Below are 20914 nucleotides of genomic sequence, written 5' to 3'. Positions count from 1 at the left end.
TGTTCGACGGGCGAGGGCCCGCCGGCATGGTCGCCGGGTGACATCGTTGCAAGCTGCGGATAACGCCAAGGTGATGAGGGAATTACAATTTCGTCATGTGGACTGGGAGGTTTCGTCTAGCTCAAGGTTGCGAGTTGATCGATGGTTTGCGGAAAGCGCTCAACCAGTCGGATGAGGGTGGTGGCTTGGGCGTTAGGTGTCGCGCGTCCTTGTTCCCAGTTTTCGAGCGTGCGGGTGTTAGTGCGCAGATACATCGCGAATACTGATCGGGAAAGGTTGAGTTGTTGGCGGATGGCGACGACCTCTTCAGCCGTAATCGGTACCAGTTTCGGCAACTGAACTTTGTGGGTATGTAGCGTTATTTTGCCTTGGCGCTCGTCAGCAAGGGCTTCCAGGCCGTTCATCAATTCAGAAAAAATGTCACGTTTCATAGTGGGTTCTCGTGTTGAGTTCTTTATCCAGCGTTTGTCTGAAAAGTTTTTTCTGGGCAGGCGTCAGATTGTCCTGTTCGTTCTTGCTGTAAACGGTGAAAAGCCAAAACTGGTCGTAACCGGACCACCAGTAATAGATCACCCGCAAACCACCACGCTTGCCTTTGTTTCTGCGCTGGTCGGAAAAACGAATTTTGCGCAGCCCTCCGGTTTCTTCTATGAGGTCGCCTGCTTCCGGGTTTTTCAGCAATTCCAACTGGGAGCTGCGAAACAGCTCATCGTCCAGATAATCGTCTCGATGCTTCTGAAACGCAGGTAGTTCGATAAATAGAGCATCCATGTTCTGTACGTTGCCTGCGTATAGTGTTGTCTCGATAATCGAATAGGTCAAGGCCTGCTGGCCTTGCTCTTCGCCCCTTTTTCAACGGTAGACGTCGATCGTAAAATCACCTGTAGGACGAGTAGACGGGAGAGGTAGGATCGTTCGACTGATCTGTGAAGAGGCTTCGCAACTCACGTGTCAGAACAATTCGCAGCAGTGTCCAGCGCCGAATAGCGATAGCGGCGGGGTGTCAGGCTGTGAAGAGGTTGAATGTGCCGATGCCTTCGCGAGCAGGCTCACTCCCACAATGATCCGGGATGGCCACAGAATTTGTGCACCACACATAACCTGTGGGAGCGAGCCTGCTCGCGAAAGCGGTGGTTCAGGCAATGAAGATATTGAATGTGCCGACGCCTTCGCGAGCAGGCTCACTCCCACAATGATCCGGGATGACCACAGAATTTGTGCACCACACATAACCCGTAGGAGCAGAGCTTGCTCGCGAAAGCGGTGGGTCAGGCAATGAAGATATTGAATGTGCCGACGCCTTCGCGAGCAGGCTCACTCCCACAATGATCCGGGATGACCGCAGAATTTGTGCACCACACATAACCTGTAGGAGTGAGCCTGCTCGCGAAAGCGGTGGGTCAAGCAATGAAGATATTGAATGTGCCGACGCCTTCGCGAGCAGGCTCACTCCTACAATGATCCGGGATGGCCACAGAATTTGTGCACGACACATAACCCGTAGGAGCAGAGCTTGCTCGCGAAAGCGGTGGGTCAAGCAATGAAGATATTGAATGTGCCGACGCCTTCGCGGGCCAGCCCGGCTCCCACAATGATCAGGGATGACCACAGAATTGGTGCACGACACATAACCCGTAGGAGCAGAGCTTGCTCGCGAAAGCGGTGTGTCAGGCAATGAAGATGTTGAATGTGCCGACGCCTTCGCGGGCAAGCCCAGCTCCCACAATGATCCGGGATGACCGCAGAATTTGTGCACCACACATAACCCGTGGGAGCGAGCCTGCTCGCGAAAGCAGTGGGTCAGGCAATGAAAATGTTAAATCCCACAAAAACAAAAACGGCACCCGAAGGTGCCGTTTTCATTTCAAGCCAGCCGAGCAATCAGCCCGCCAGACCCGCCTGCTGAACCAGTGTCAGCAATGGCTGCGGGTACACACCCAGGAAGAATGCGACCAGGGCGATGGCCAGCAGCATTACACCGCCTGCCTTTTGTTCCCAGTGCAGTTGGGCGTCGTGGCGACGCAGGTTTGGTTCGATCAGGTACAGGGTGACCATCACGCGCAGGTAGTAGAAGACGCCGATGGCGCTGCCCAGAACCAGCGAACCGACCAGCCACCATTGGTGCGCTTCAACACCGGTGGCGATGATGTAGAACTTGCCGATGAAGCCAGCGGTCAGCGGGATACCGGCCAGCGACAGCATCATCACGGTCAGCACGGCGGTCAGGTACGGACGGCGCCAGAACAGGCCGCGGTATTCGTACAGGGCATCCGCGTCACGGCCGTTGTACGGCGAGGACATCAGGGTGATCACGCCGAAGGCGCCGAGGCTGGTGATCACATAAGTCACCAGGTACACGCCAATGGCTTCCACCGCCAGACCCTTGCTCGCCACCAGTGCGATCAGCAGGTAGCCGAAGTGCGCGATGGACGAGTAACCGAGCAGACGCTTGAGGTTGCTCTGGGTCAGGGCCAGCAGGTTACCGAACAGGATCGAGGCGATGGCGATAACGGTCAGCACGTCGCTCAGTACGCCACTGCTGGCAGCAGGGGAGATCTGGAACAGACGCACCATCACCGCAAACACCGCAACCTTCGACGCAGTCGCAAGGAACGCGGCCACCGGCGCCGGAGCACCTTCGTAGACGTCCGGCGTCCACAGGTGGAACGGTACCAGCGACAGCTTGAACGCCAGACCGATCAGCATCATGCCCAGGCCCAGTTGCGCCAGCGGGCTAGGCAGACCAGTCGCAGCCAGCGCCTGACCGATACCGGTGAAGCTCAGGGAACCGGCGTCAGCGTAGAGCAGGGCCATACCGAACAACAGGAACGCGGAACCGGCCGCCGACAGCACCATGTATTTGATGCCGGCTTCCAGCGAACGCTTGTTGAAGAAGGCGTAAGCCACCAGACCGTAAACCGGTACCGAGAGCAGTTCCAGACCGATGAACAAACCGGCCAGGTGCTGCGCGCTGACCAGAACCAGACCACCGGCGGCGGCCATCAGGATCAGCAAGTACAGCTCTTCACGGTTGCCCGGGTAACCCGTACCGCCATCACCCAAATAGGCGTGGGCGAGAGTCACACAGGCGAGGGTGGCGACCAGGATCAGCGCCATGTACAGGCAGGCAAACGAGTCGATCTGCAGCAATGGGGTCACGGCCAGAGGCGCGACTTTCAGGGCTGGCAGGATCGACAACAGGGCCAGGTTCAGACCGGCGACCGAGATCAGGAAGGTCTGCGAGTGGTTGCGGCGCCAGGCGATTGCCAGCATCACCACGATAATGGTGAGGCTGGTGATCAACAGTGGCGCAAGCGCAATAAAGTGTTGAATCGTGAATTCCATAGCGCTCTTACCGGGCCGAAGCGAGTTGAGTGAAGGCGGTGCCGAGCCACTGCTGAACGCCATGCATCGTGGCGGCAGAAGTGTCGAGGAACGGTTGCGGGTAGACGCCGATGTAGATCAGCAACACCGCAAGGCCTAGCACCATGATCAGTTCGCGAGCGTCCATACCGTGCAGGATCGAATCCGATTTCGCCGGGCCGAAGTAGGCACGGTGGATCATGATCAGCGAGTAGACCGAACCGAACACCAGACCGGAAGTGGCAATCGCAGTGATCCACGGCCAGCTCGCGAAGGAGCCGATCAGGATCAGGAACTCACCGACAAAGTTACCGGTACCCGGCAGACCCAAGGACGCGGCTGCAAAGAACAGGCTGATTGCCGGCAGGTAAGCGATACGCGACCACACACCGCCCATCTCACGCATGTCACGAGTGTGCAGACGCTCGTACAACTGACCGCTGAGGATAAACAGTGCCGCCGCCGACACACCGTGCGCGAGCATCTGGATCACTGCACCTTGCAGGGCCAGTTGGCTGCCGGAGTAAATGCCGATCAACACGAAACCCATGTGGGAAACGGACGAGAAGGCGATCAGACGCTTGATGTCGGTTTGTGCGAACGCGAGGAACGCACCGTAGAAGATCCCGATCAGACCAAGGGTCATGGCGATCGGCGCGAACTCGGCCGAGGCATTCGGGAACAGCGGCAGGGCAAAACGCAGCAGACCGTAAGCAGCGGTTTTCAGCAAGATACCGGCGAGGTCGACGGAACCTGCGGTCGGTGCCTGGGCGTGGGCATCAGGCAACCACGAGTGGAACGGTACGACTGGCAGCTTGACCGCGAAGGCGATGAAGAAGCCGAGCATCAGGATGTACTCGGTGGTCATCGACATCTTGGTTTTCAACAGGTCGGCGTAGTTGAAGGTAATCACGCCAGTGTTGTTGAAGTTGACCAGCACCAGACCGAGGATCGCCACCAGCATGATCAGGCCGGACGCCTGAGTGAAGATGAAGAACTTGGTCGCCGCGTAGATCCGGGTTTTCTTGCCGTCCGAAGAACTGTGACCCCAGAGCGCGATGAGGAAGTACATCGGCACCAGCATCATTTCCCAGAAGAAGAAGAACATGAACAGGTCGAGGGCGAGGAACACGCCGACAACGCCGCCCAGGATCCACATCAGGTTCAGGTGGAAGAAGCCAACGTGACGTTGAATCTCTTTCCACGAGCAGAGTACCGAGAGGATACCCAGCAGACCGGTCAGCAGGATCATCAACAGCGACAGGCCGTCGAGGGCCAGGTGTACGCTGATGCCGAAACGCGCGATCCAGATGTGCTTGAACTCAAGCGCCCAGGTCGGATCGGCGCCAGGCGCCGGGGCAAATGAATAGTCACCGTGGGCCCACAGCCAGAGGCCGAGGGCGAGTTCCAGGGTCATGGTCAACAGCGCAATCCAGCGCGGGAGGGTAGCGCCGAAGCGCTCACCCATCCAGCACAGCAGGCCGCCGATGAAGGGGATCAGGATTAGCCAAGGCAGAATCATGACGGGCTCGTTTCCTTTCGCAAATTCGCAAGGTTCATATCAGACCGCTACCAGCACGATGGCGCCGATAACCAGCACGGCACCAGCAGCCATCGAAGCAGCGTACCAACGCAGTTGACCGGTCTCGGTGCGGCTCAGGGCGGTGTGACCACCCTTGGCCATACGCGGGATCAGACCGATGGTCTGGTCGAGCGGGTCTTTACGCAGTACGTGGCTGATCGCCAGGTAAGGCTTGACGAACAGTTTGTCGTAGATCCAGTCGAAGCCCCAGGCAGCGAACCACCAGGCCGAAAGGAAACGGCCGATGCCGCTGTTGGCGATCGCCGTGACGAAGCGACGCTTGCCGAGGAACAGCAGCGCTGCCAGCAGGATACCGGCCAGGGCGATGGCGCCCGACGCGATTTCCAGACTGTGCTTGGCTTCGCCACCGGCATGGCCAACGCTTTCTGGCAGTACGCCGTGCAGTGGCGGAACGATCATCGCGCCAATGGCGGTGGACAATACGATCAGCACCGACAATGGCAGCCAGTGAGCAATGCCGTGACCGGCGTGGGCTTCAGTCTTGGCTTCACCGTGGAACGTGATGAAGATCAGGCGGAAGGTGTACAGCGACGTCATGAACGCGCCGACCAGACCTGCGTAGAGCAGACCGTGGTTGCCGCTGGCGAACGCTTCCCAAAGGATTTCGTCCTTGGAGTAGAAGCCTGCGGTGACCAGTGGCAGGGCAGCCAGTGCCGCGCCGCCGACGATGAAGCTGGCGTAGGCCAGTGGCAGTTTTTTCCACAGACCGCCCATCTTGAAGATGTTCTGCTCGTGGTGGCAGGCAACGATCACCGCACCGGAAGCAAGGAACAGCAGGGCCTTGAAGAAGGCGTGGGTCATCAGGTGGAAAATCGCGCCATCCCATGCGCCAACGCCCAGCGCCAGGAACATGTAGCCGATCTGGCTCATGGTCGAGTAGGCGAGGATACGTTTGATGTCGGTTTGTACCAGCGCGGCGAAACCGGCCAGTACCAGGGTCACACCACCAACGATGCCCACCAGGTGGAGGATTTCCGGCGCCAGGGTGAACAGGCCGTGGGTACGGGCGATCAGGTAAACACCGGCAGTCACCATCGTTGCGGCGTGGATCAATGCCGAAACCGGGGTCGGGCCGGCCATCGCGTCCGCGAGCCAGGTTTGCAGCGGCAGTTGCGCCGATTTACCGACCGCGCCCCCCAGCAGCATCAGCGTTGCCAGGGTGATCCAGAAGTCGCCGACCTGGAATTTCTGCGGTGCCAGCACCAGCAGTTCCTGGATGTTCAGCGTGCCCACTTGCTGGAACAGGATGAACAGGCCGATGGCCATGAACACGTCGCCGATCCGGGTCACGATGAAGGCCTTGAGCGCGGCGTTACCGTTGTTGCGGTTGCTGTAATAGAAACCGATCAACAGGTACGAGCACAGGCCCACGCCTTCCCAGCCGAAGTACAGGAACAACAGGTTATCGCCGAGTACCAGGAACAGCATGCTGGCGATAAACAGGTTGGTGTACGAGAAGAAGCGCGAGTAACCCGCTTCGCCGCGCATGTACCAGGACGCGAACAGGTGGATCAGGAAACCGACGCCAACCACCACGCCGAGCATGGTGATCGACAGGCCGTCGACGTAGAGGGCGAAGTCAGGCTTGAAGCCTTCGACCGCCATCCACTTCCACAGCACCAAGGTGTAGTGACCGCCTTCGGGTGGTGCGACGTTGAATTGCCAGATGACGTACGCGGCGACAATCGCCGACAAGCCAATGGAACCCACGCCGATCAGCGCCGAGAGGTTTTCCGACCAGCGTCCACGGGAGAACGACAGCAGCAGGAAACCGATCAGAGGGAATACGAAAGTCAGAAAGATCAGGTTCATCCGCGCATCTCACTGGCAGCGTCGATATCGAGCGTATGGAAGCGGCGATACAGTTGCAGCAGGATCGCCAGACCAATACTGGCCTCGGCAGCTGCAAGGCTGATCACCAGGATGAACATGATCTGTCCATCCGGCTGGCCCCAACGGGCGCCCGCAACAATGAACGCCAGTGCAGAGGCGTTCATCATCACTTCCAGACTCATCAACACGAACAAAATGTTGCGGCGGACCATCAGGCCGACCAGACCAAGGCAGAACAGGATGCCGGCGACGGCCAATCCATGCTCGAGAGGGATAGCAGGCATGACTTACTCCTTCGCCTCGTTACGGCCCAAATGGAACGCCGTGACGGCTGCAGCGAGCAGCAGCATCGAGGCGAGTTCGACCACCAGCAGGTACGGGCCGAACAGGCTGATGCCCACGGCTTTCGCGTCTACGGTGGTGTGGCCGATGGCCTGACCGCTCTGGTGAGCGAACAGCACATACAGCAGTTCGGCCAGCAGCAGCCCGGCGAGAATCACCGGCCCTGCCCAGATACCGGGCTTGAGCCAGGCGCGTTCTTGCTGAACCGCGGCGGGGCCGAGGTTGAGCATCATCACCACGAACACGAACAGCACCATGATGGCGCCGGCGTAGGCGATCACTTCCAGCACGCCGGCGAACGGTGCGCCGAGTGCGAAGAAGGTCATGGCCACAGCGATCAACGAGATGATCAGGTAGAGCAGGGCGTGCACAGGGTTGGTGTTGGTGACCACACGTAGCGTGGCCACAACAGCGATACCCGATGCGAAATAGAAAGCGAATTCCATCGTTCTTCCTTAAGGCAGCAAGCTCTTCACGTTGATCGGTTCGGCTTCGTTCTGTGCGGAGCCTTTCGGCTTGCCAGCGATTGCCATACCTGCAACACGATAGAAGTTGTAATCAGGGTTTTTGCCGGGGCCGGAGATCAGAAGATCTTCTTTCTCGTACACCAGATCCTGACGTTTGAACTCGGCCATCTCGAAATCCGGTGTCAGCTGGATTGCGGTGGTCGGACAGGCTTCCTCGCAGAGACCGCAGAAAATGCAGCGCGAGAAGTTGATACGGAAGAAGTCCGGGTACCAGCGACCGTCTTCGGTTTCAGCTTTCTGCAGCGAGATGCAACCCACCGGGCAAGCCACGGCGCACAGGTTGCAGGCAACGCAACGCTCTTCGCCATCGGGGTCACGGGTCAGGACGATACGACCACGGTAGCGTGGTGGCAGGTAGACCGCTTCTTCCGGGTATTGCAGGGTGTCGCGCTTGCGAAAGCCATGGCCGAAGACCATGACCAGGCTGCGCAACTGGGTACCAGTACCCTTAACGATGTCGCCAATATATTTGAACATGGGTCAAATCCTCACTGAACCGCGACTGCAGGCGTGTTCCACAACACGACCGCAGCGGTCACCAGCAAATTGATCAGGGTCAGTGGCAAGCAGAATTTCCAGCTGAAATCCATCACCTGGTCATAACGCGGACGCGGGATAGACGCGCGCAGCAGGATGAACAGCATGATGAAGAACGCGGTCTTCAGTGCGAACCAGAGGAAGGACAGTTGCGGCAAGATGCCGAACGGACCGTGCCAGCCACCGAAGAACAGGGTGACCAGCAGCGCCGAGATCAAGATGATGCCGATGTACTCACCGACGAAGAACATGCCCCATTTCATACCGGCGTATTCAATGTGGTAACCGTCGGCCAGTTCCTGTTCCGCTTCCGGTTGGTCGAACGGGTGACGGTGAGTCACGGCGACGCCAGCGATGAAGAAGGTACAGAAGCCGAAGAACTGCGGAATGATGAACCACAGGTTCTGCGCCTGGTATTCGACGATGTCGCGCATGTTGAACGAGCCGACCTGCACCACGATGCCCATCAGGGCCAGGCCCATGAACACTTCGTAGGACACGGTCTGCGCCGAAGCACGCAACGCGCCGAGCAGGGCGAACTTGTTGTTACTCGACCAGCCGGCGAACAACACCGCGTAGACCGACAGACCGGCCATGGCGAAGAAGAACAGCAAGCCGATGTTCAGATCCGCGACGCCCCAGGTCGGGGTGATCGGGATGATCGCAAACGCGATCAGCAAGGCGGACATGGCCACCACCGGCGCCAAAGTGAAGATCACTTTGTCGGCAAACGGCGGCGTCCAGTCTTCCTTGAAGAACATCTTCAGCATGTCGGCGGCGATCTGGAACATACCAAACGGGCCAACGCGGTTCGGACCGTAACGATCCTGCCACCAGCCCAGCAGGCGACGTTCGACAAAGCTGAGCAACGCACCCGCGACCACCACGGCCAACAGAATGACGATGGCTTTGATGACCGTCAGGATCACATCGATCACTTCAGGGGTGAACCAGGTCATTGCGCTGCCTCCTGCAGACCGTCGACGGATACGCCGGCGAATGCCGGTGGAATGCCGGCGATGCCCGCAGGCAATGCCACCAGACCGGCGCCCAGTTCTTCATTGATGCGCAGCGGCAGACGCAGGGTCTGACCGGCCACGTTCAGGCTCAGCAATGCACCTTCGTTGACGCCCAGACGATCCGCTTCGGATTTCGCCAGTGCCACGTAAGGAGCCGGAATACGCTCTTGAACCGGCGCGGCTTTCGAAGAGTTCTCTTCGCTGCCGAACAGGTGGAAGAACGGCACGGCTTGCCAGGTGCCCGCTGCCGGGTTGAATGCACGCGGTGCTGCAGCGAACCAGTTCAGCGAATCGCCAGTGCTTTCGATCAGGCGGGTGCCCGGGTCGCCAGCGCGGATATGACCACCGACTTCGTCCTGGAACTTGTTCCACGCTTGTGGCGAGTTCCAGCCCGGAGACCAGGCGAAAGGAACCTGCTGACGCGGCTCAACCGAACCCGAGTAACCTTCCATGGAGAAGGCGAACGCGGTGTCTTTGTCTTGCGGGGTGCGTGGTTCGTGAACGCTGATGTCGGCGCGCATTGCGGTGCGACCGGAGTAACGCAGCGGCTCACGCGCCAGTTTCAGACCCTTGATACGGAACGCCGCCGACGGTGCTGCGTCGACGATACGCGCCAGTTGCGCGGTGCTCGAAGCAACGGCAGCGGTGACGTGGTCGAGTTGCGTCCAGTCGATCGGCTGGTTCAGCAGGGTCGCGCGCAGGGCGTGCAGCCAGCGCCAGCCTTCGTGAACCAGAATGCTCGCATCCAGATATTGCGGATCGAAAACCTGGAAGAAGCGCTGAGCACGACCTTCCTGGCTGACCAGCGTACCGTCGCCTTCAGCGAAGCTTGCGGCTGGCAGAACCAGGTGCGCGCGGTTGGTGGTCGCGGTCTTCTGATGATCAGCAACGATCACTACTTTCGCAGCGTTCAGTGCGGCATCGACCTTGTCATTGGCGGTGCGGGTGAACAGATCGTTTTCCAGCACAACGATCGCGTCAGCCTTGCCGTCGATGACGGCTTGCAGCGCCGCGTCGACCGATTCGCCACCGAGCATGGCCAGACCGAGGCTGTTGGCTTCCGGCACGATCAGGCTGATCGAACCGTTCTTCTCGCGCAGTTTCAGTGCTTTGGCGATGTTCGCGGCGGCTTCGATCAGGGCTTTGGAGCCCAGCGAAGTACCGGCGATGATCAGCGGACGTTTGGCCGCGAGCAGGGCGTCGGCGATGCGCTGAGCCAGTTCCAGTGCTTCGGCGTCCAGACCTTCAACGGCCGGGGCGCTGGCGTCCAGTGCGTGAGCAACGGCGAAACCGATGCGCGCCAGATCGTCCGGAGCAGCGTGTACGCATTCTTCAGCGATGTCGTCGAGTTTGGTTTCCGCCAGGCTGGCGATGAACAGCGGGTTCAGCGCGTGCTGACCAATGTTCTTCACCGCAGCGTCGAGCCAAGGCTGAACGCGCATGGCTTCGGCCATGTCTTCAGCTTTGCCCTTGACCGATTGACGCAGCGACAGCGCCATACGAGCGGCGGTCTGGGTCAGGTCTTCGCCGAGGACGAAGATCGCATCGTGGTCTTCGATGTCGCGCATGTTCGGCACAGGCAGCGGGCTGTCGTTCAGCACCTGCAAGACCAGACGAATACGTTCCAGTTCGGACGCTTCGATGCCCGAGTAGAAGTGCACGGCGCCGACCAGTTCGCGCAACGCGTAGTTGCTTTCGAGGCTGGCGCGTGGCGAACCGATACCGACGATATTGCGACCGCGCAGCAGGTCAGCGGCTTTATCCAGTGCGGCGTCCAGGCTGAGCTTGGTGCCGTCGGCCAGCAGCGGCTGACGTGGACGGTCGGTGCGGTTGACGTAGCCATAACCGAAACGGCCACGGTCGCACAGGAAGTACTGGTTCACCGAACCGTTGAAACGGTTTTCGATGCGACGCAGTTCACCGTAACGCTCGCCCGGGGAGATGTTGCAACCGCTCGAGCAGCCATGGCAGATGCTCGGCGAGAACTGCATGTCCCACTTACGGTTGTAGCGCTCGGAGTGAGTTTTGTCGGTGAACACACCGGTCGGGCAGACCTCGGTGAGGTTGCCGGAGAACTCGCTTTCGAGGGTGCCGTCTTCAACGCGACCGAAGTACACGTTGTCGTGGGCGCCGAACACACCGAGGTCGGTGCCGCCAGCGTAATCCTTATAGAAACGCACACAGCGGTAGCAAGCGATGCAGCGGTTCATTTCGTGGGAAATGAACGGGCCCAGTTGCTGGTTCTGGTGGGTGCGTTTGGTGAAGCGATAACGGCGCTCGTTGTGGCCGGTCATCACTGTCATGTCTTGCAGGTGGCAATGACCGCCTTCTTCGCACACAGGGCAGTCGTGCGGGTGGTTGGTCATCAGCCATTCAACAACACTGGCGCGGAATGCCTTGGATTCTTCATCTTCGATGGAGATCCAGGTGTTGTCGGTGGCCGGGGTCATGCAGGACATGACGATGCGACCACGGGTGTCGTTCTCGTCGGTGTACTGCTTGACCGCGCACTGGCGGCAAGCCCCGACGCTACCAAGCGCGGGGTGCCAGCAGAAATATGGAATGTCGAGGCCCAGCGACAGACATGCCTGTAACAGGTTGTCTGCCCCGTCGACTTCGAGCGCTTTGCCGTCTACGTGGATAGTGGCCATGGTTCAAAGGTCTTCGTTGGCCCGGTGTCAGCGGGCGTGGCTAATGGAATCTTGTTATCCGTGCGAATCAAACCAGCCTCGAAAGGCGTCATCGCAGGAGGCGAAGGGCTCAGGCCCTTCACCTTATTAAGCGTTTACGCGCCGATTACGATCGGCCTTGCCAGAGGCGGGACGGCGGCGCTGACTGGCGCGATACCGGCTTCGAACTCTGGACGGAAGTATTTGATGGCACTGCCCAACGGTTCCACGGCACCCGGTGCGTGAGCACAGAAGGTCTTGCCTGGGCCGAGGAAGTTGACCAGACCCAGCAGGGTCTCGATGTCGCCTGGCTGACCGCGGCCTTCTTCGATGGCCATCAAGAGCTTGACGCTCCATGGCAAACCATCACGGCACGGGGTGCAGAAACCGCACGACTCGCGAGCGAAGAACTGCTCCATGTTGCGCAGCAAGGAGACCATGTTGACGCTGTCATCCACCGCCATGGCCAGGCCGGTACCCATACGGGTACCCACTTTGGCGATGCCGCCGGCGTACATTTGTGCGTCGAGGTGCTCAGGCAGAAGGAAACCGGTACCGGCGCCGCCTGGTTGCCAGGCCTTGAGCTTGAAGCCGTCGCGCATGCCGCCGGCGTAGTCTTCGAACAACTCGCGACCGGTGACGCCGAATGGCAATTCCCACAGGCCCGGGTTTTTGACTTTGCCGGAGAAGCCCATGAGCTTGGTGCCCATGTCTTCGCTGCCTTCGCGGGCCAACGATTTGTACCAGTCAACGCCGTCGGCAATGATCGCCGGCACGTTGCACAGGGTTTCGACGTTGTTCACGCAAGTCGGCTTGCCCCACACGCCGACGGCGGCAGGGAAGGGCGGCTTGGAGCGCGGGTTGGCGCGACGGCCTTCGAGGGAGTTGATCAGTGCGGTTTCTTCACCGCAGATGTAACGCCCGGCGCCGGTGTGGACGAACAGCTCGAAATCGAAGCCGCTGCCCAAGATGTTCTTACCGAGCAGGCCCGCAGCCTTGGCTTCTTCCACAGCACGATTCAGGTGCTTGGCGGCGGTGGTGTACTCGCCACGCAGGAAGATGTAGCCACGGTAGGTTTTCAGCGCGCGAGCACTGATCAGCATGCCTTCGATCAGCAGATGGGGCAGTTGCTCCATCAGCATGCGGTCTTTCCAGGTGTTCGGCTCCATTTCATCCGCGTTGCACAGCAGGTAACGGATGTTGATGGATTCGTCTTTAGGCATCAGGCCCCACTTCACGCCTGTGGGGAAGCCTGCACCGCCGCGACCTTTCAAGCCTGCGTCTTTCACGGTCTGGACGATGGCGTCCTGATCCATGTCGGCGAAGGCTTTGCGCGCAGCGGCGTAACCGTTCTTGGCCTGGTACTCGTCGAGCCACACGGCTTCGCCGTCGTCACGCAGACGCCAGGTCAGCGGGTGAGTCTCGGCCGAACGCTGAATGCGGTTGGCAGGACCGAAAGATGTCAGGGTCATACGTAGCCCTCGAGCAGTTTGGCGACGCCAGCAGGCTGCACATCACCAAAGGTGTCGTCGTCGATCATCAGCGCCGGTGCCTTGTCGCAGTTGCCGAGGCAGCAGACCGGCAGCAGGGTGAAACGACCGTCGGTGGTGGTCTGACCCAGGCCGATGCCCAGATTGTTCTGGATTTCGCTGACCACCGACTCGTGGCCACCGATGTAGCAGACCATGCTGTCGCAGACGCGAATGATGTGACGGCCAACCGGCTGACGGAAAATCTGGCTATAGAAAGTAGCCACACCTTCAACGTCGCTGGCCGGGATGCCGAGGATCTCGCCGATTGCGTACAGGGCGCCATCCGGCACCCAGCCGCGTTCTTTCTGAACGATCTTCAGGGCTTCGATCGACGCCGCGCGCGGGTCTTCGTAGTGATGCAGCTCGTGCTCAATGGCCGAGCGCTCGGTTTCACTGAGGGTGAAACGGTCTGTCTGGATAAGCGTGCTGTTCATGCTTAGCGGTCCACGTCGGCCATAACGAAGTCGATACTACCCAGGTACGCAATCAAGTCCGCGACCATGCTGCCTTTGATCACCGAAGGGATCTGTTGCAGATGCGGGAAGCTCGGAGTGCGGATCCGGGTACGGTAGCTCATGGTGCCGCCGTCGCTCGTCAGGTAATAACTGTTGATGCCCTTGGTCGCTTCGATCATCTGGAAGGATTCGTTGGCCGGCATCACCGGGCCCCACGAAACTTGCAGGAAGTGCGTGATCAAGGTTTCGATGTGCTGCAGCGTGCGCTCTTTCGGCGGCGGCGTGGTCAGCGGGTGATCCGCCTTGTACGGGCCTTCCGGCATGTTGCGCATGCACTGGTCGATGATCTTGATGCTCTGGCGCATCTCTTCAACGCGAACCATGCAGCGGTCGTAGGCATCGCCATTGGCAGCCAGCGGCACTTCGAACTCGAAGTTCTCGTAGCCGGAGTATGGACGCGCTTTACGCAGGTCGAAGTCGCAACCGGTCGATCGCAGGCCTGCACCGGTGACGCCCCATTCCAGGGCTTCTTTGGTGTTGTAGGCAGCGACGCCGATGGTACGGCCCTTGAGGATGCTGTTTTGCAGGGCAGCCTTGGTGTATTCGTCGAGGCGTTTTGGCAGCCATTCAACGAAGTCTTTCACCAGTTTTTCCCAGCCGCGCGGCAGGTCGTGAGCAACACCACCGATGCGGTACCAGGCCGGGTGCAGACGGAAACCGGTAATGGCTTCAATCACCGTGTACGCCTTCTGGCGGTCGGTGAAGGTGAAGAACACCGGAGTCATGGCGCCGACGTCCTGGATGTAAGTCCCGAGGAACAGCAGGTGGCTGGTGATCCGGAAGAACTCGGCCATCATGATGCGGATGACATCGACCTTCTCAGGCACTTTGATGCCGGCCAGCTTCTCGACCGAGAGCACGTACGGCAGGTTGTTCATCACGCCGCCGAGGTAATCGATACGGTCGGTGTACGGAATGAAACTGTGCCACGACTGACGCTCGGCCATCTTCTCGGCACCACGGTGGTGGTAACCGACATCCGGCACACAGTCGACGATTTCTTCACCGTCCAGTTGCAGAATGATGCGGAACGCACCGTGCGCCGAAGGGTGGTTCGGGCCGAGGTTGAGGAACATGTAGTCCTCGTTCGTCCCGGAACGCTTCATGCCCCAGTCTTCAGGACGGAAACGCGCGGCTTCTTCCTCAAGCTGTTGCTTGGCGAGGTTGAGGCTGAACGGATCGAATTCGGTAGCGCGCGCCGGGAAGTCCTTGCGCAGCGGGTGACCTTCCCAGGTCGGCGGCATCATGATGCGCGACAGGTGCGGGTGACCTTTGAAATCGATGCCGAACATGTCCCAGACTTCACGCTCGTACCAGTTGGCGTTCGGCCAGATACCGGTAACGGTCGGCAAGCTGAGGTCGCTCTCGGACAAGGCGACCTTGATCATCACGTCACTGTTACGCTCCAGCGACATGAGGTGATAGAACACGGTGAACTCAGCGTCGCTCGGCAGCCCTTGACGCTTGGTGCGCAGACGCTCGTCCACGCCGTGCAGGTCATAGAGCATGACGTACGGCTTGGGCAGGTTACGCAGGAAGGTCAGGACTTCGACGAGTTTGGCGCGCGCCACCCACAGCACCGGCATGCCGGTGCGGGTCGACTGAGCGGTGAACGCTTCGGCGCCAAAACGGTTGTTCAATTCAACGACCACATCCTGGTCGTCTGCCTTATAAGGCGGGATGTACAGAGCGCTGCCTGTAGTCATGGTTATTTTTTCGCTTTCGGTCAACGTAAAGAATGAAGCCAGCTTCTCGTTTCTTTGTCAGAACAGATCTGGATCAGACTTCGTCAGGGCTGCGCAGGTTGGTGACTGCGATTCGCTGTTCGCGGCGCTGTTCCTTCTGCGAAGGCATGTCGGCGCGATAAACGCCTTGATCGCCAACGACCCAGGAAAGCGGACGACGCTCCTTGCCGATCGATTCCTGCAACAGCATCAAGCCTTGCAGAAATGCTTCCGGACGAGGAGGGCAGCCAGGTACGTAGACGTCCACGGGCAGGAACTTGTCCACCCCTTGAACCACAGAGTAGATGTCGTACATGCCACCGGAGTTAGCGCACGAACCCATGGAGATCACCCATTTCGGCTCAAGCATCTGCTCGTAGAGACGCTGGATGATCGGCGCCATCTTGATGAAGCAGGTACCGGCGATAACCATGAAGTCGGCCTGACGCGGCGATGCCCGGATAACCTCGGCGCCAAAGCGCGCGATGTCGTGGGGCGCCGTGAAGGCGGTGGTCATTTCCACGTAGCAGCACGACAAGCCGAAGTTGTACGGCCACAGGGAGTTCTTACGTCCCCAGTTGACCGCGCCACTCAGCACGTCTTCCAGCTTGCCCATGAAAATGTTTTTGTGGACTTGATCTTCTAACGGATCGGAAACGGTTTCCCGTTCGCCAATCGGATATTGCTCGTTAGGAGCATCGGGGTCGATCCTGGTGAGATTGTATTGCATTGCCAAAGCCTCATTGTTTCAGCTTCGCCTGCCGCTTGCGACGAGCTTCCGGAGCCCAGTCAAGGGCGCCCACTCGGAACAGGTAGACAAGACCTGCCAACAGAATTGCTATGAAAACGAGAGCTTCGACGAATCCGGTCCAGCCGCTTTCGCGGACGGACACAGACCATGCAAAGAGAAAGAGGGCTTCGATATCGAAGATCACGAAAAGCATCGCGACCAGATAGAATTTGGCTGAGAGCCGCAAGCGGGCGCCACCGGTAGGTAGCATGCCCGACTCGAACGGTTCGTTTTTGCTGCGGCCCCAGGCTTTTGACCCAAGGAGGCTGGAGACACCGAGCATGAAGGCACACAGGCCGACGACACCCAGAAGGAAAATGGCAAAGCCCCAGTTGTGGGCCATGAGTCCTGTCGCTTCGGGCATGCTGGTAATCCTTAACAGAGAGCAAAGGTCTCTGAGCTTGATAAAGAAATAAGGCAGTGACGATATGTCGCAGCAATCAATCGCGCTGATTTTATGGCTAAACACCCGGCAAGTAAAATTCCTATAGCGAAATTATTTATTGGAATAAGGACATAGCGCACCTCCAAGCCCCGCCAGCCCATGCGTTGCGGGCATTAGCCGGTTTTGCGGGAAATATGTTTTGTTTGAAATGTAACGAACATAGTTGCTGCTAAATGATAATCAATATTGTTTGGCGCGGTTTTGTAACTGTTTAACGGGTGAGGTATTGGGAAGTTGTCTTACTTGCACGTTACTGCAAGTAGCGACGGCGCCCGTTTTACACGATTTTTCCTACGCCGCTACCGCTCTGGATCAATGTTTTGTCCGAGCACCGCAGATCCCTGTGGAAGCGAGCCTGCTCGCGAAAGCGCCAGATCAGCCAACCCATTTATCGCCTGACACGCCGCCTTCGCGAGCAAGCTCAGCTCCTACGATGATTTGTGGTGAGTCCGGGGTTTTGTGTACAAAAGAGAACCCCGTAGGAGCAAAGCTTGCTCGCGAAAGCGCCAGATCAGCCAACACATCTATTGCCTGACACACCGCCTTCGCGAGCAAGCTCAGCTCCTACAATGATTTGTGGTGTGCCTGGGGTTTTGTGTACTACCGAGAACCCGTAGGAGCAAAGCTTGCTCGCGAAAGCGCCAGATCAGCCAACACATCTATTGCCTGACACACCGCCTTCGCGAGCAAGCTCAGCTCCTACAATGATTTGTGGTGTGTCCGAGGTTTTGTGTACTACCGAGAACCCGTAGGAGCAAAGCTTGCTCGCGAAAGCGCCAGATCAGCCAACCCATTTATCGCCTGACACCCCGCTTTCGCGAGCAAGCTCAGCTCCTACAATGATTCGTGGTGTGCCCGAGGTTTTGTGTACGACAGAGAACCCCGTAGGAGCAAAGCTTGCTCGCGAAAGCGCCAGATCAGCCAACCCATTTATTGCCTGACACACCGCCTTCGCGAGCAAGCTCAGCTCCTACAATGATTTGTGGTGCGCCCGAGGTTTTGTGTACTACCGAGAACCCGTAGGAGCAAAGCTTGCTCGCGAAAGCGCCAGATCAGCCAACCCATTTATCGCCTGACACACCGCCTTCGCGAGCAAGCTCAGCTCCTACAATGATTTGTGGTGTGCCTGGGGTTTTGTGTACTACCGAGAACCCCTGTGGGAGCGAGCTTGCTCGCGAAAGCGGTAAATCAACCACCACCAGCCCCGACGCCTTGCACGCCAGGCCTGTCCCCTCCAATCCTCTCAGCCAAACCGCCCAGCCAGCTTCGAAGCCGCGACCTCAAAAGCAGCCTTCATTTCCTCAACCACCTCATCATCATGCGCAAACGACAAATAAACCCGCCCATAAGGCGAAGGCATCACCAACACCCCAGCCTCGCGCAACGCCAAATGCAGCGCCTTACTAAACTCCGTATCGCCACATTCCAGCGCCTCGGCATAATTCGTTGGCGCCTGCGCCGAAGGCCAGATCCCGAACACATTGCCGTAACCGCTGGTGCTCACCGTCATCCCATGCGCCTTGAACGAGGCCTCCACCGAAACGCGCAGCGCCTCACCCCGCGCAATCAAACGCTGATAATCCGCATCATCCAGTTGCGCCAAGGTGCTGATCACCGCCGCACAGGCCATCGGGTTGCCGCTGAACGTACCGCCACGTAACACCCGACCTTCCTCAAACCCCGCCAAAATATGCGGCTTGCCAACAATCGCCGACACTGGCACACCATTGCCAATCGCCTTGCCGACACTGGCGATGTCCGGTTCCAGCCCCGCCTGCAAACCCGCGAGCCCGGCGAACAAACGAAACCCCATCAACACTTCATCACAAATCACCAGCGCCCCATGCCGATGCGCGACTTCCTGCACATGCAGCAAATACCCCGGCGCCGGCATGATGCATCCCGCATTAGCGAGCATCGGCTCAAGAATCACCGCCGCAATGTCCGAGTCCTCAGCAAACAACCGCTCAACATCAGCAAAGTCATTGAAGCGCAGCAACGTAGTGCGCGGCGTAGAAGGTCGCTGACCGTCAGCGAAATTCGCCTCATTGGACGACACATTGCCAAAGCTGACGTCATCAAACCAACCGTCGAAACCCGCGGCCATTTTCGCGATACGCCCGCGCCCGGTATAAGCGCGAGCCGCGCGGCAGGCGAGGTGCACCGCTTCACTGCCGGAGTTGGTGAAAATCACTTTGCTCAGCGCGCCGGTGTGCGCCGCCAGTGCCGAGGCCGCCGCGTGTTCACGAACATGCGCCCACGATGGCGCGGCAGAATCGGCCAACGCCGCCGCCACCTGTTCGTTGACGCGATTATTGGCGTGCCCCAACAGCACCGCGCCAAAGCCAAGCGCGGTGTCGATGTAGCGACGACCTTGATCGTCATACACATAGGCATCCTTGCCGTTGCGGATAAACAGGGTTTCGCCATTGAGTTCCGGAAGGATGCGCGCGGCGCTGGAAACATCGCCAATCAGGTTACGCATAGAAGCCTCTGTGCTTATTAATAGGTGAGCGTTCAGCCGCGCTCGGTGTTCCACGGACTCTGCGCGAGTTTCTGTTCAAGAAAGTCGCGGAACACGCGGATCCTGGGGCTGAGGTGCTTGCGATTGGTGTAGATCATGTAAATCGGTTCGAAGCTGTCCGGGCTGTAGCTCTGTAGCAGCGGGATCAAGCGACCCTCGCGGATGTCGTGGCCGATATGAAACTCGGCCAAGCGCACAATGCCCGCGCCGCTGAGGGCCAGATCGCGCAGCAGATCACCCTGAGCGAAAGTCGCTTTGGGAATCACCGGGATGCTGGTCGGGTGGCCATCGATGAGGAAATCCCAGTCGTTCCACACGCTGTTGAAGCCGAAGCTGAAACAGGTGTGATCGAGCAATTGCTGCGGGTGCTCGGGCGTTCCGTGGCGGGCGAGGTAGTCCGGGGAGGCGCAGATAATCCAGCGACTCTGGCCAATCTTGCGGGCGATGCGCGTGGAGTCCGGCAGCACGCCGCTGTGAATCGCCAGATCCAGCCCTTGATCGAACTGATCGGAAAATTGCGCGCCGATCTGGATATCAATCGTCAACCCGGGGTAGGCCGCCAAAAACTCCGGCAGCCACGGAATGATCTGGTGTTTGGCAAACGTCGACATCGTGTGAATCCGCAGCATGCCGCTGACCCGCGTCGGAAACGCTTCGGCCAGTGAGTCGGCTTCGGCCATCGCGTTGATCACCGCGCGGGCGCTGACCAGATAGGCGGCGCCTTCTTCGGTCAGCGACAAACTGCGCGTGCCGCGTTGAAACAGGCGCACCTGCAAGCGATCTTCCAGACGCGAGATCAGCTTGCTGATGGCCGACGGCGTCAGACCGTGGGCGCGAGAGGCCGCTGAAAAGTTACCGTGCTCCGTGGCCCAAAGAAACGCCAGCAGCTGCGAGTAGTTATCCAAGACTTGCCTCCCGTGTCGATCCGACGCCTGCCACGGCGTCGATCAGCGAATGAACTGTTCGATGTAATCGTCTGGCAGCCCGAGCTTTTTGTAATGCGCGCGAGCGGTTTCCAGTTTGGTGAAAACGTCTTCGTAGCCGACCGCTACACCCTGCGGGTCAACGTAGGTGTAGCCGCCTTGCACGTGGAACCAGGTGATCATCTCTTCGACATCTTCCGGCACGAACAGGGTGTGCGTCTCGCCCGGTGGCTCGAACGCGAACGAACCTTCCTCGGCGACCCAGTCATGCTCCAGATAGTACCAGCGACCTTTAAGCACCATCGCGTGCACGCCGCCGGTATGACGATGACGCGAGAGCACGCCGCTTTTGCGCACGCGCAGCAGGTTGATGTAATAGCCACCGGACACGCTGAGCAACACCGGTTTGAACGACACCGAATCGGTCACTGGCACCCACAGTTGATCGTCTTCCAGCCATTGGCCGAGTACGCCGGGGTGCACCATGTCGGGCGCCATGTACGGCACTTGCGGCAGTTGATACGGGATGGCCAGTTCATCAGGTTTAGGCGCAATACTCATGAGGCTT

The 20914-nt window shown here is 59.0% G+C and carries 18 protein-coding genes; all 18 read right to left on the bottom strand.

Annotation, left to right across the window (positions count from 1 at the left end; genetic code table 11):
- Positions 1 to 116: 116 nt before the first annotated feature.
- Positions 117 to 431 (bottom strand): DNA-binding transcriptional regulator, encoded by a 315-nt coding sequence (locus AD669_RS16470; protein WP_053121638.1) that lies wholly within the window; start codon positions 429 to 431, stop codon positions 117 to 119.
- Complete coding sequence (locus AD669_RS16465; RefSeq protein WP_053121636.1) at positions 421 to 771, bottom strand: toxin; 351 nt, start codon at positions 769 to 771, stop codon at positions 421 to 423. Before AD669_RS16465 ends, AD669_RS16470 begins: the two co-directional genes overlap by 11 nt.
- A 1110-nt stretch (positions 772 to 1881) precedes the next feature.
- Positions 1882 to 3345: an NADH-quinone oxidoreductase subunit NuoN gene (nuoN, locus tag AD669_RS16460; RefSeq protein ID WP_053121633.1), complete on the bottom strand. Its 1464-nt coding sequence runs from the start codon at positions 3343 to 3345 to the stop codon at positions 1882 to 1884.
- 7 nt (positions 3346 to 3352) lie between these two features.
- Positions 3353 to 4885 carry an NADH-quinone oxidoreductase subunit M gene (gene nuoM, locus AD669_RS16455; RefSeq protein ID WP_008082846.1) on the bottom strand — a complete coding sequence of 511 codons (1533 nt, stop codon included), beginning with the start codon at positions 4883 to 4885 and terminating at the stop codon, positions 3353 to 3355.
- 39 nt (positions 4886 to 4924) lie between these two features.
- Positions 4925 to 6778, bottom strand: coding sequence for an NADH-quinone oxidoreductase subunit L (gene nuoL, locus AD669_RS16450; RefSeq protein WP_038362640.1), 1854 nt, complete (start codon positions 6776 to 6778; stop codon positions 4925 to 4927).
- Positions 6775 to 7083, bottom strand: a complete 309-nt coding sequence (nuoK, locus tag AD669_RS16445; protein ID WP_003223790.1) for an NADH-quinone oxidoreductase subunit NuoK — start codon at positions 7081 to 7083, stop codon at positions 6775 to 6777. The genes nuoL and nuoK overlap by 4 nt, the downstream gene beginning before the upstream one ends.
- A 3-nt stretch (positions 7084 to 7086) precedes the next feature.
- On the bottom strand, positions 7087 to 7587 hold the full coding sequence (gene nuoJ, locus AD669_RS16440) for an NADH-quinone oxidoreductase subunit J (RefSeq protein ID WP_008082850.1): 501 nt from the start codon (positions 7585 to 7587) through the stop codon (positions 7087 to 7089).
- Between the two features lie 9 nt (positions 7588 to 7596).
- Positions 7597 to 8145, bottom strand: a complete 549-nt coding sequence (nuoI, locus tag AD669_RS16435) for an NADH-quinone oxidoreductase subunit NuoI (protein ID WP_007920177.1) — start codon at positions 8143 to 8145, stop codon at positions 7597 to 7599.
- A gap of 11 nt (positions 8146 to 8156) precedes the next feature.
- The gene (gene nuoH / locus AD669_RS16430) at positions 8157 to 9164 is read right to left on the bottom strand and encodes an NADH-quinone oxidoreductase subunit NuoH (protein ID WP_008082852.1); all 1008 of its coding nucleotides are present in this window, start codon (positions 9162 to 9164) and stop codon (positions 8157 to 8159) included.
- Positions 9161 to 11875 (bottom strand): NADH-quinone oxidoreductase subunit NuoG, encoded by a 2715-nt coding sequence (gene nuoG, locus AD669_RS16425; RefSeq protein ID WP_053121631.1) that lies wholly within the window; start codon positions 11873 to 11875, stop codon positions 9161 to 9163. Before nuoG ends, nuoH begins: the two co-directional genes overlap by 4 nt.
- A gap of 134 nt (positions 11876 to 12009) precedes the next feature.
- On the bottom strand, positions 12010 to 13365 hold the full coding sequence (gene nuoF / locus AD669_RS16420) for an NADH-quinone oxidoreductase subunit NuoF (protein ID WP_008082856.1): 1356 nt from the start codon (positions 13363 to 13365) through the stop codon (positions 12010 to 12012).
- On the bottom strand, positions 13362 to 13859 hold the full coding sequence (gene nuoE / locus AD669_RS16415) for an NADH-quinone oxidoreductase subunit NuoE (RefSeq protein WP_007920186.1): 498 nt from the start codon (positions 13857 to 13859) through the stop codon (positions 13362 to 13364). The genes nuoF and nuoE overlap by 4 nt, the downstream gene beginning before the upstream one ends.
- Positions 13860 to 13861: 2 nt before the next feature.
- Positions 13862 to 15646: an NADH-quinone oxidoreductase subunit C/D gene (gene nuoC / locus AD669_RS16410; protein WP_053121630.1), complete on the bottom strand. Its 1785-nt coding sequence runs from the start codon at positions 15644 to 15646 to the stop codon at positions 13862 to 13864.
- A 73-nt stretch (positions 15647 to 15719) separates the two neighbouring features.
- A complete protein-coding gene (locus AD669_RS16405; protein WP_053121628.1) occupies positions 15720 to 16394 on the bottom strand; it encodes an NADH-quinone oxidoreductase subunit B family protein in 675 nt (224 codons plus the stop codon).
- Between the two features lie 10 nt (positions 16395 to 16404).
- Positions 16405 to 16818 carry an NADH-quinone oxidoreductase subunit A gene (locus tag AD669_RS16400; RefSeq protein WP_003223812.1) on the bottom strand — a complete coding sequence of 138 codons (414 nt, stop codon included), beginning with the start codon at positions 16816 to 16818 and terminating at the stop codon, positions 16405 to 16407.
- Between the two features lie 1324 nt (positions 16819 to 18142).
- The gene (locus tag AD669_RS16395) at positions 18143 to 19384 is read right to left on the bottom strand and encodes an aspartate aminotransferase family protein (protein ID WP_053121627.1); all 1242 of its coding nucleotides are present in this window, start codon (positions 19382 to 19384) and stop codon (positions 18143 to 18145) included.
- 32 nt (positions 19385 to 19416) lie between these two features.
- Positions 19417 to 20328, bottom strand: a complete 912-nt coding sequence (locus AD669_RS16390; protein ID WP_053121626.1) for a LysR family transcriptional regulator — start codon at positions 20326 to 20328, stop codon at positions 19417 to 19419.
- A gap of 42 nt (positions 20329 to 20370) precedes the next feature.
- Positions 20371 to 20907: a 2,4'-dihydroxyacetophenone dioxygenase family protein gene (locus tag AD669_RS16385; protein ID WP_053121625.1), complete on the bottom strand. Its 537-nt coding sequence runs from the start codon at positions 20905 to 20907 to the stop codon at positions 20371 to 20373.
- Positions 20908 to 20914 lie beyond the last annotated feature (7 nt).

This window comes from Pseudomonas sp. P1.31, from assembly GCF_001269815.1.
GTDB classification, from domain to species: domain Bacteria; phylum Pseudomonadota; class Gammaproteobacteria; order Pseudomonadales; family Pseudomonadaceae; genus Aquipseudomonas; species Aquipseudomonas rustica.
This window is presented reverse-complemented; position numbering and strand designations above follow the sequence as displayed.

Coding starts and splice junctions, on each gene's coding strand:
- AD669_RS16470 (WP_053121638.1), bottom strand. CDS start 431: ATGAAACGTGACATTTTTTCTGAATTGATGAACGGCCTGGAAGCCCTT.
- AD669_RS16465 (WP_053121636.1), bottom strand. CDS start 771: ATGGATGCTCTATTTATCGAACTACCTGCGTTTCAGAAGCATCGAGAC.
- nuoN (WP_053121633.1), bottom strand. CDS start 3,345: ATGGAATTCACGATTCAACACTTTATTGCGCTTGCGCCACTGTTGATC.
- nuoM (WP_008082846.1), bottom strand. CDS start 4,885: ATGATTCTGCCTTGGCTAATCCTGATCCCCTTCATCGGCGGCCTGCTG.
- nuoL (WP_038362640.1), bottom strand. CDS start 6,778: ATGAACCTGATCTTTCTGACTTTCGTATTCCCTCTGATCGGTTTCCTG.
- nuoK (WP_003223790.1), bottom strand. CDS start 7,083: ATGCCTGCTATCCCTCTCGAGCATGGATTGGCCGTCGCCGGCATCCTG.
- nuoJ (WP_008082850.1), bottom strand. CDS start 7,587: ATGGAATTCGCTTTCTATTTCGCATCGGGTATCGCTGTTGTGGCCACG.
- nuoI (WP_007920177.1), bottom strand. CDS start 8,145: ATGTTCAAATATATTGGCGACATCGTTAAGGGTACTGGTACCCAGTTG.
- nuoH (WP_008082852.1), bottom strand. CDS start 9,164: ATGACCTGGTTCACCCCTGAAGTGATCGATGTGATCCTGACGGTCATC.
- nuoG (WP_053121631.1), bottom strand. CDS start 11,875: ATGGCCACTATCCACGTAGACGGCAAAGCGCTCGAAGTCGACGGGGCA.
- nuoF (WP_008082856.1), bottom strand. CDS start 13,365: ATGACCCTGACATCTTTCGGTCCTGCCAACCGCATTCAGCGTTCGGCC.
- nuoE (WP_007920186.1), bottom strand. CDS start 13,859: ATGAACAGCACGCTTATCCAGACAGACCGTTTCACCCTCAGTGAAACC.
- nuoC (WP_053121630.1), bottom strand. CDS start 15,646: ATGACTACAGGCAGCGCTCTGTACATCCCGCCTTATAAGGCAGACGAC.
- AD669_RS16405 (WP_053121628.1), bottom strand. CDS start 16,394: ATGCAATACAATCTCACCAGGATCGACCCCGATGCTCCTAACGAGCAA.
- AD669_RS16400 (WP_003223812.1), bottom strand. CDS start 16,818: ATGCCCGAAGCGACAGGACTCATGGCCCACAACTGGGGCTTTGCCATT.
- AD669_RS16395 (WP_053121627.1), bottom strand. CDS start 19,384: ATGCGTAACCTGATTGGCGATGTTTCCAGCGCCGCGCGCATCCTTCCG.
- AD669_RS16385 (WP_053121625.1), bottom strand. CDS start 20,907: ATGAGTATTGCGCCTAAACCTGATGAACTGGCCATCCCGTATCAACTG.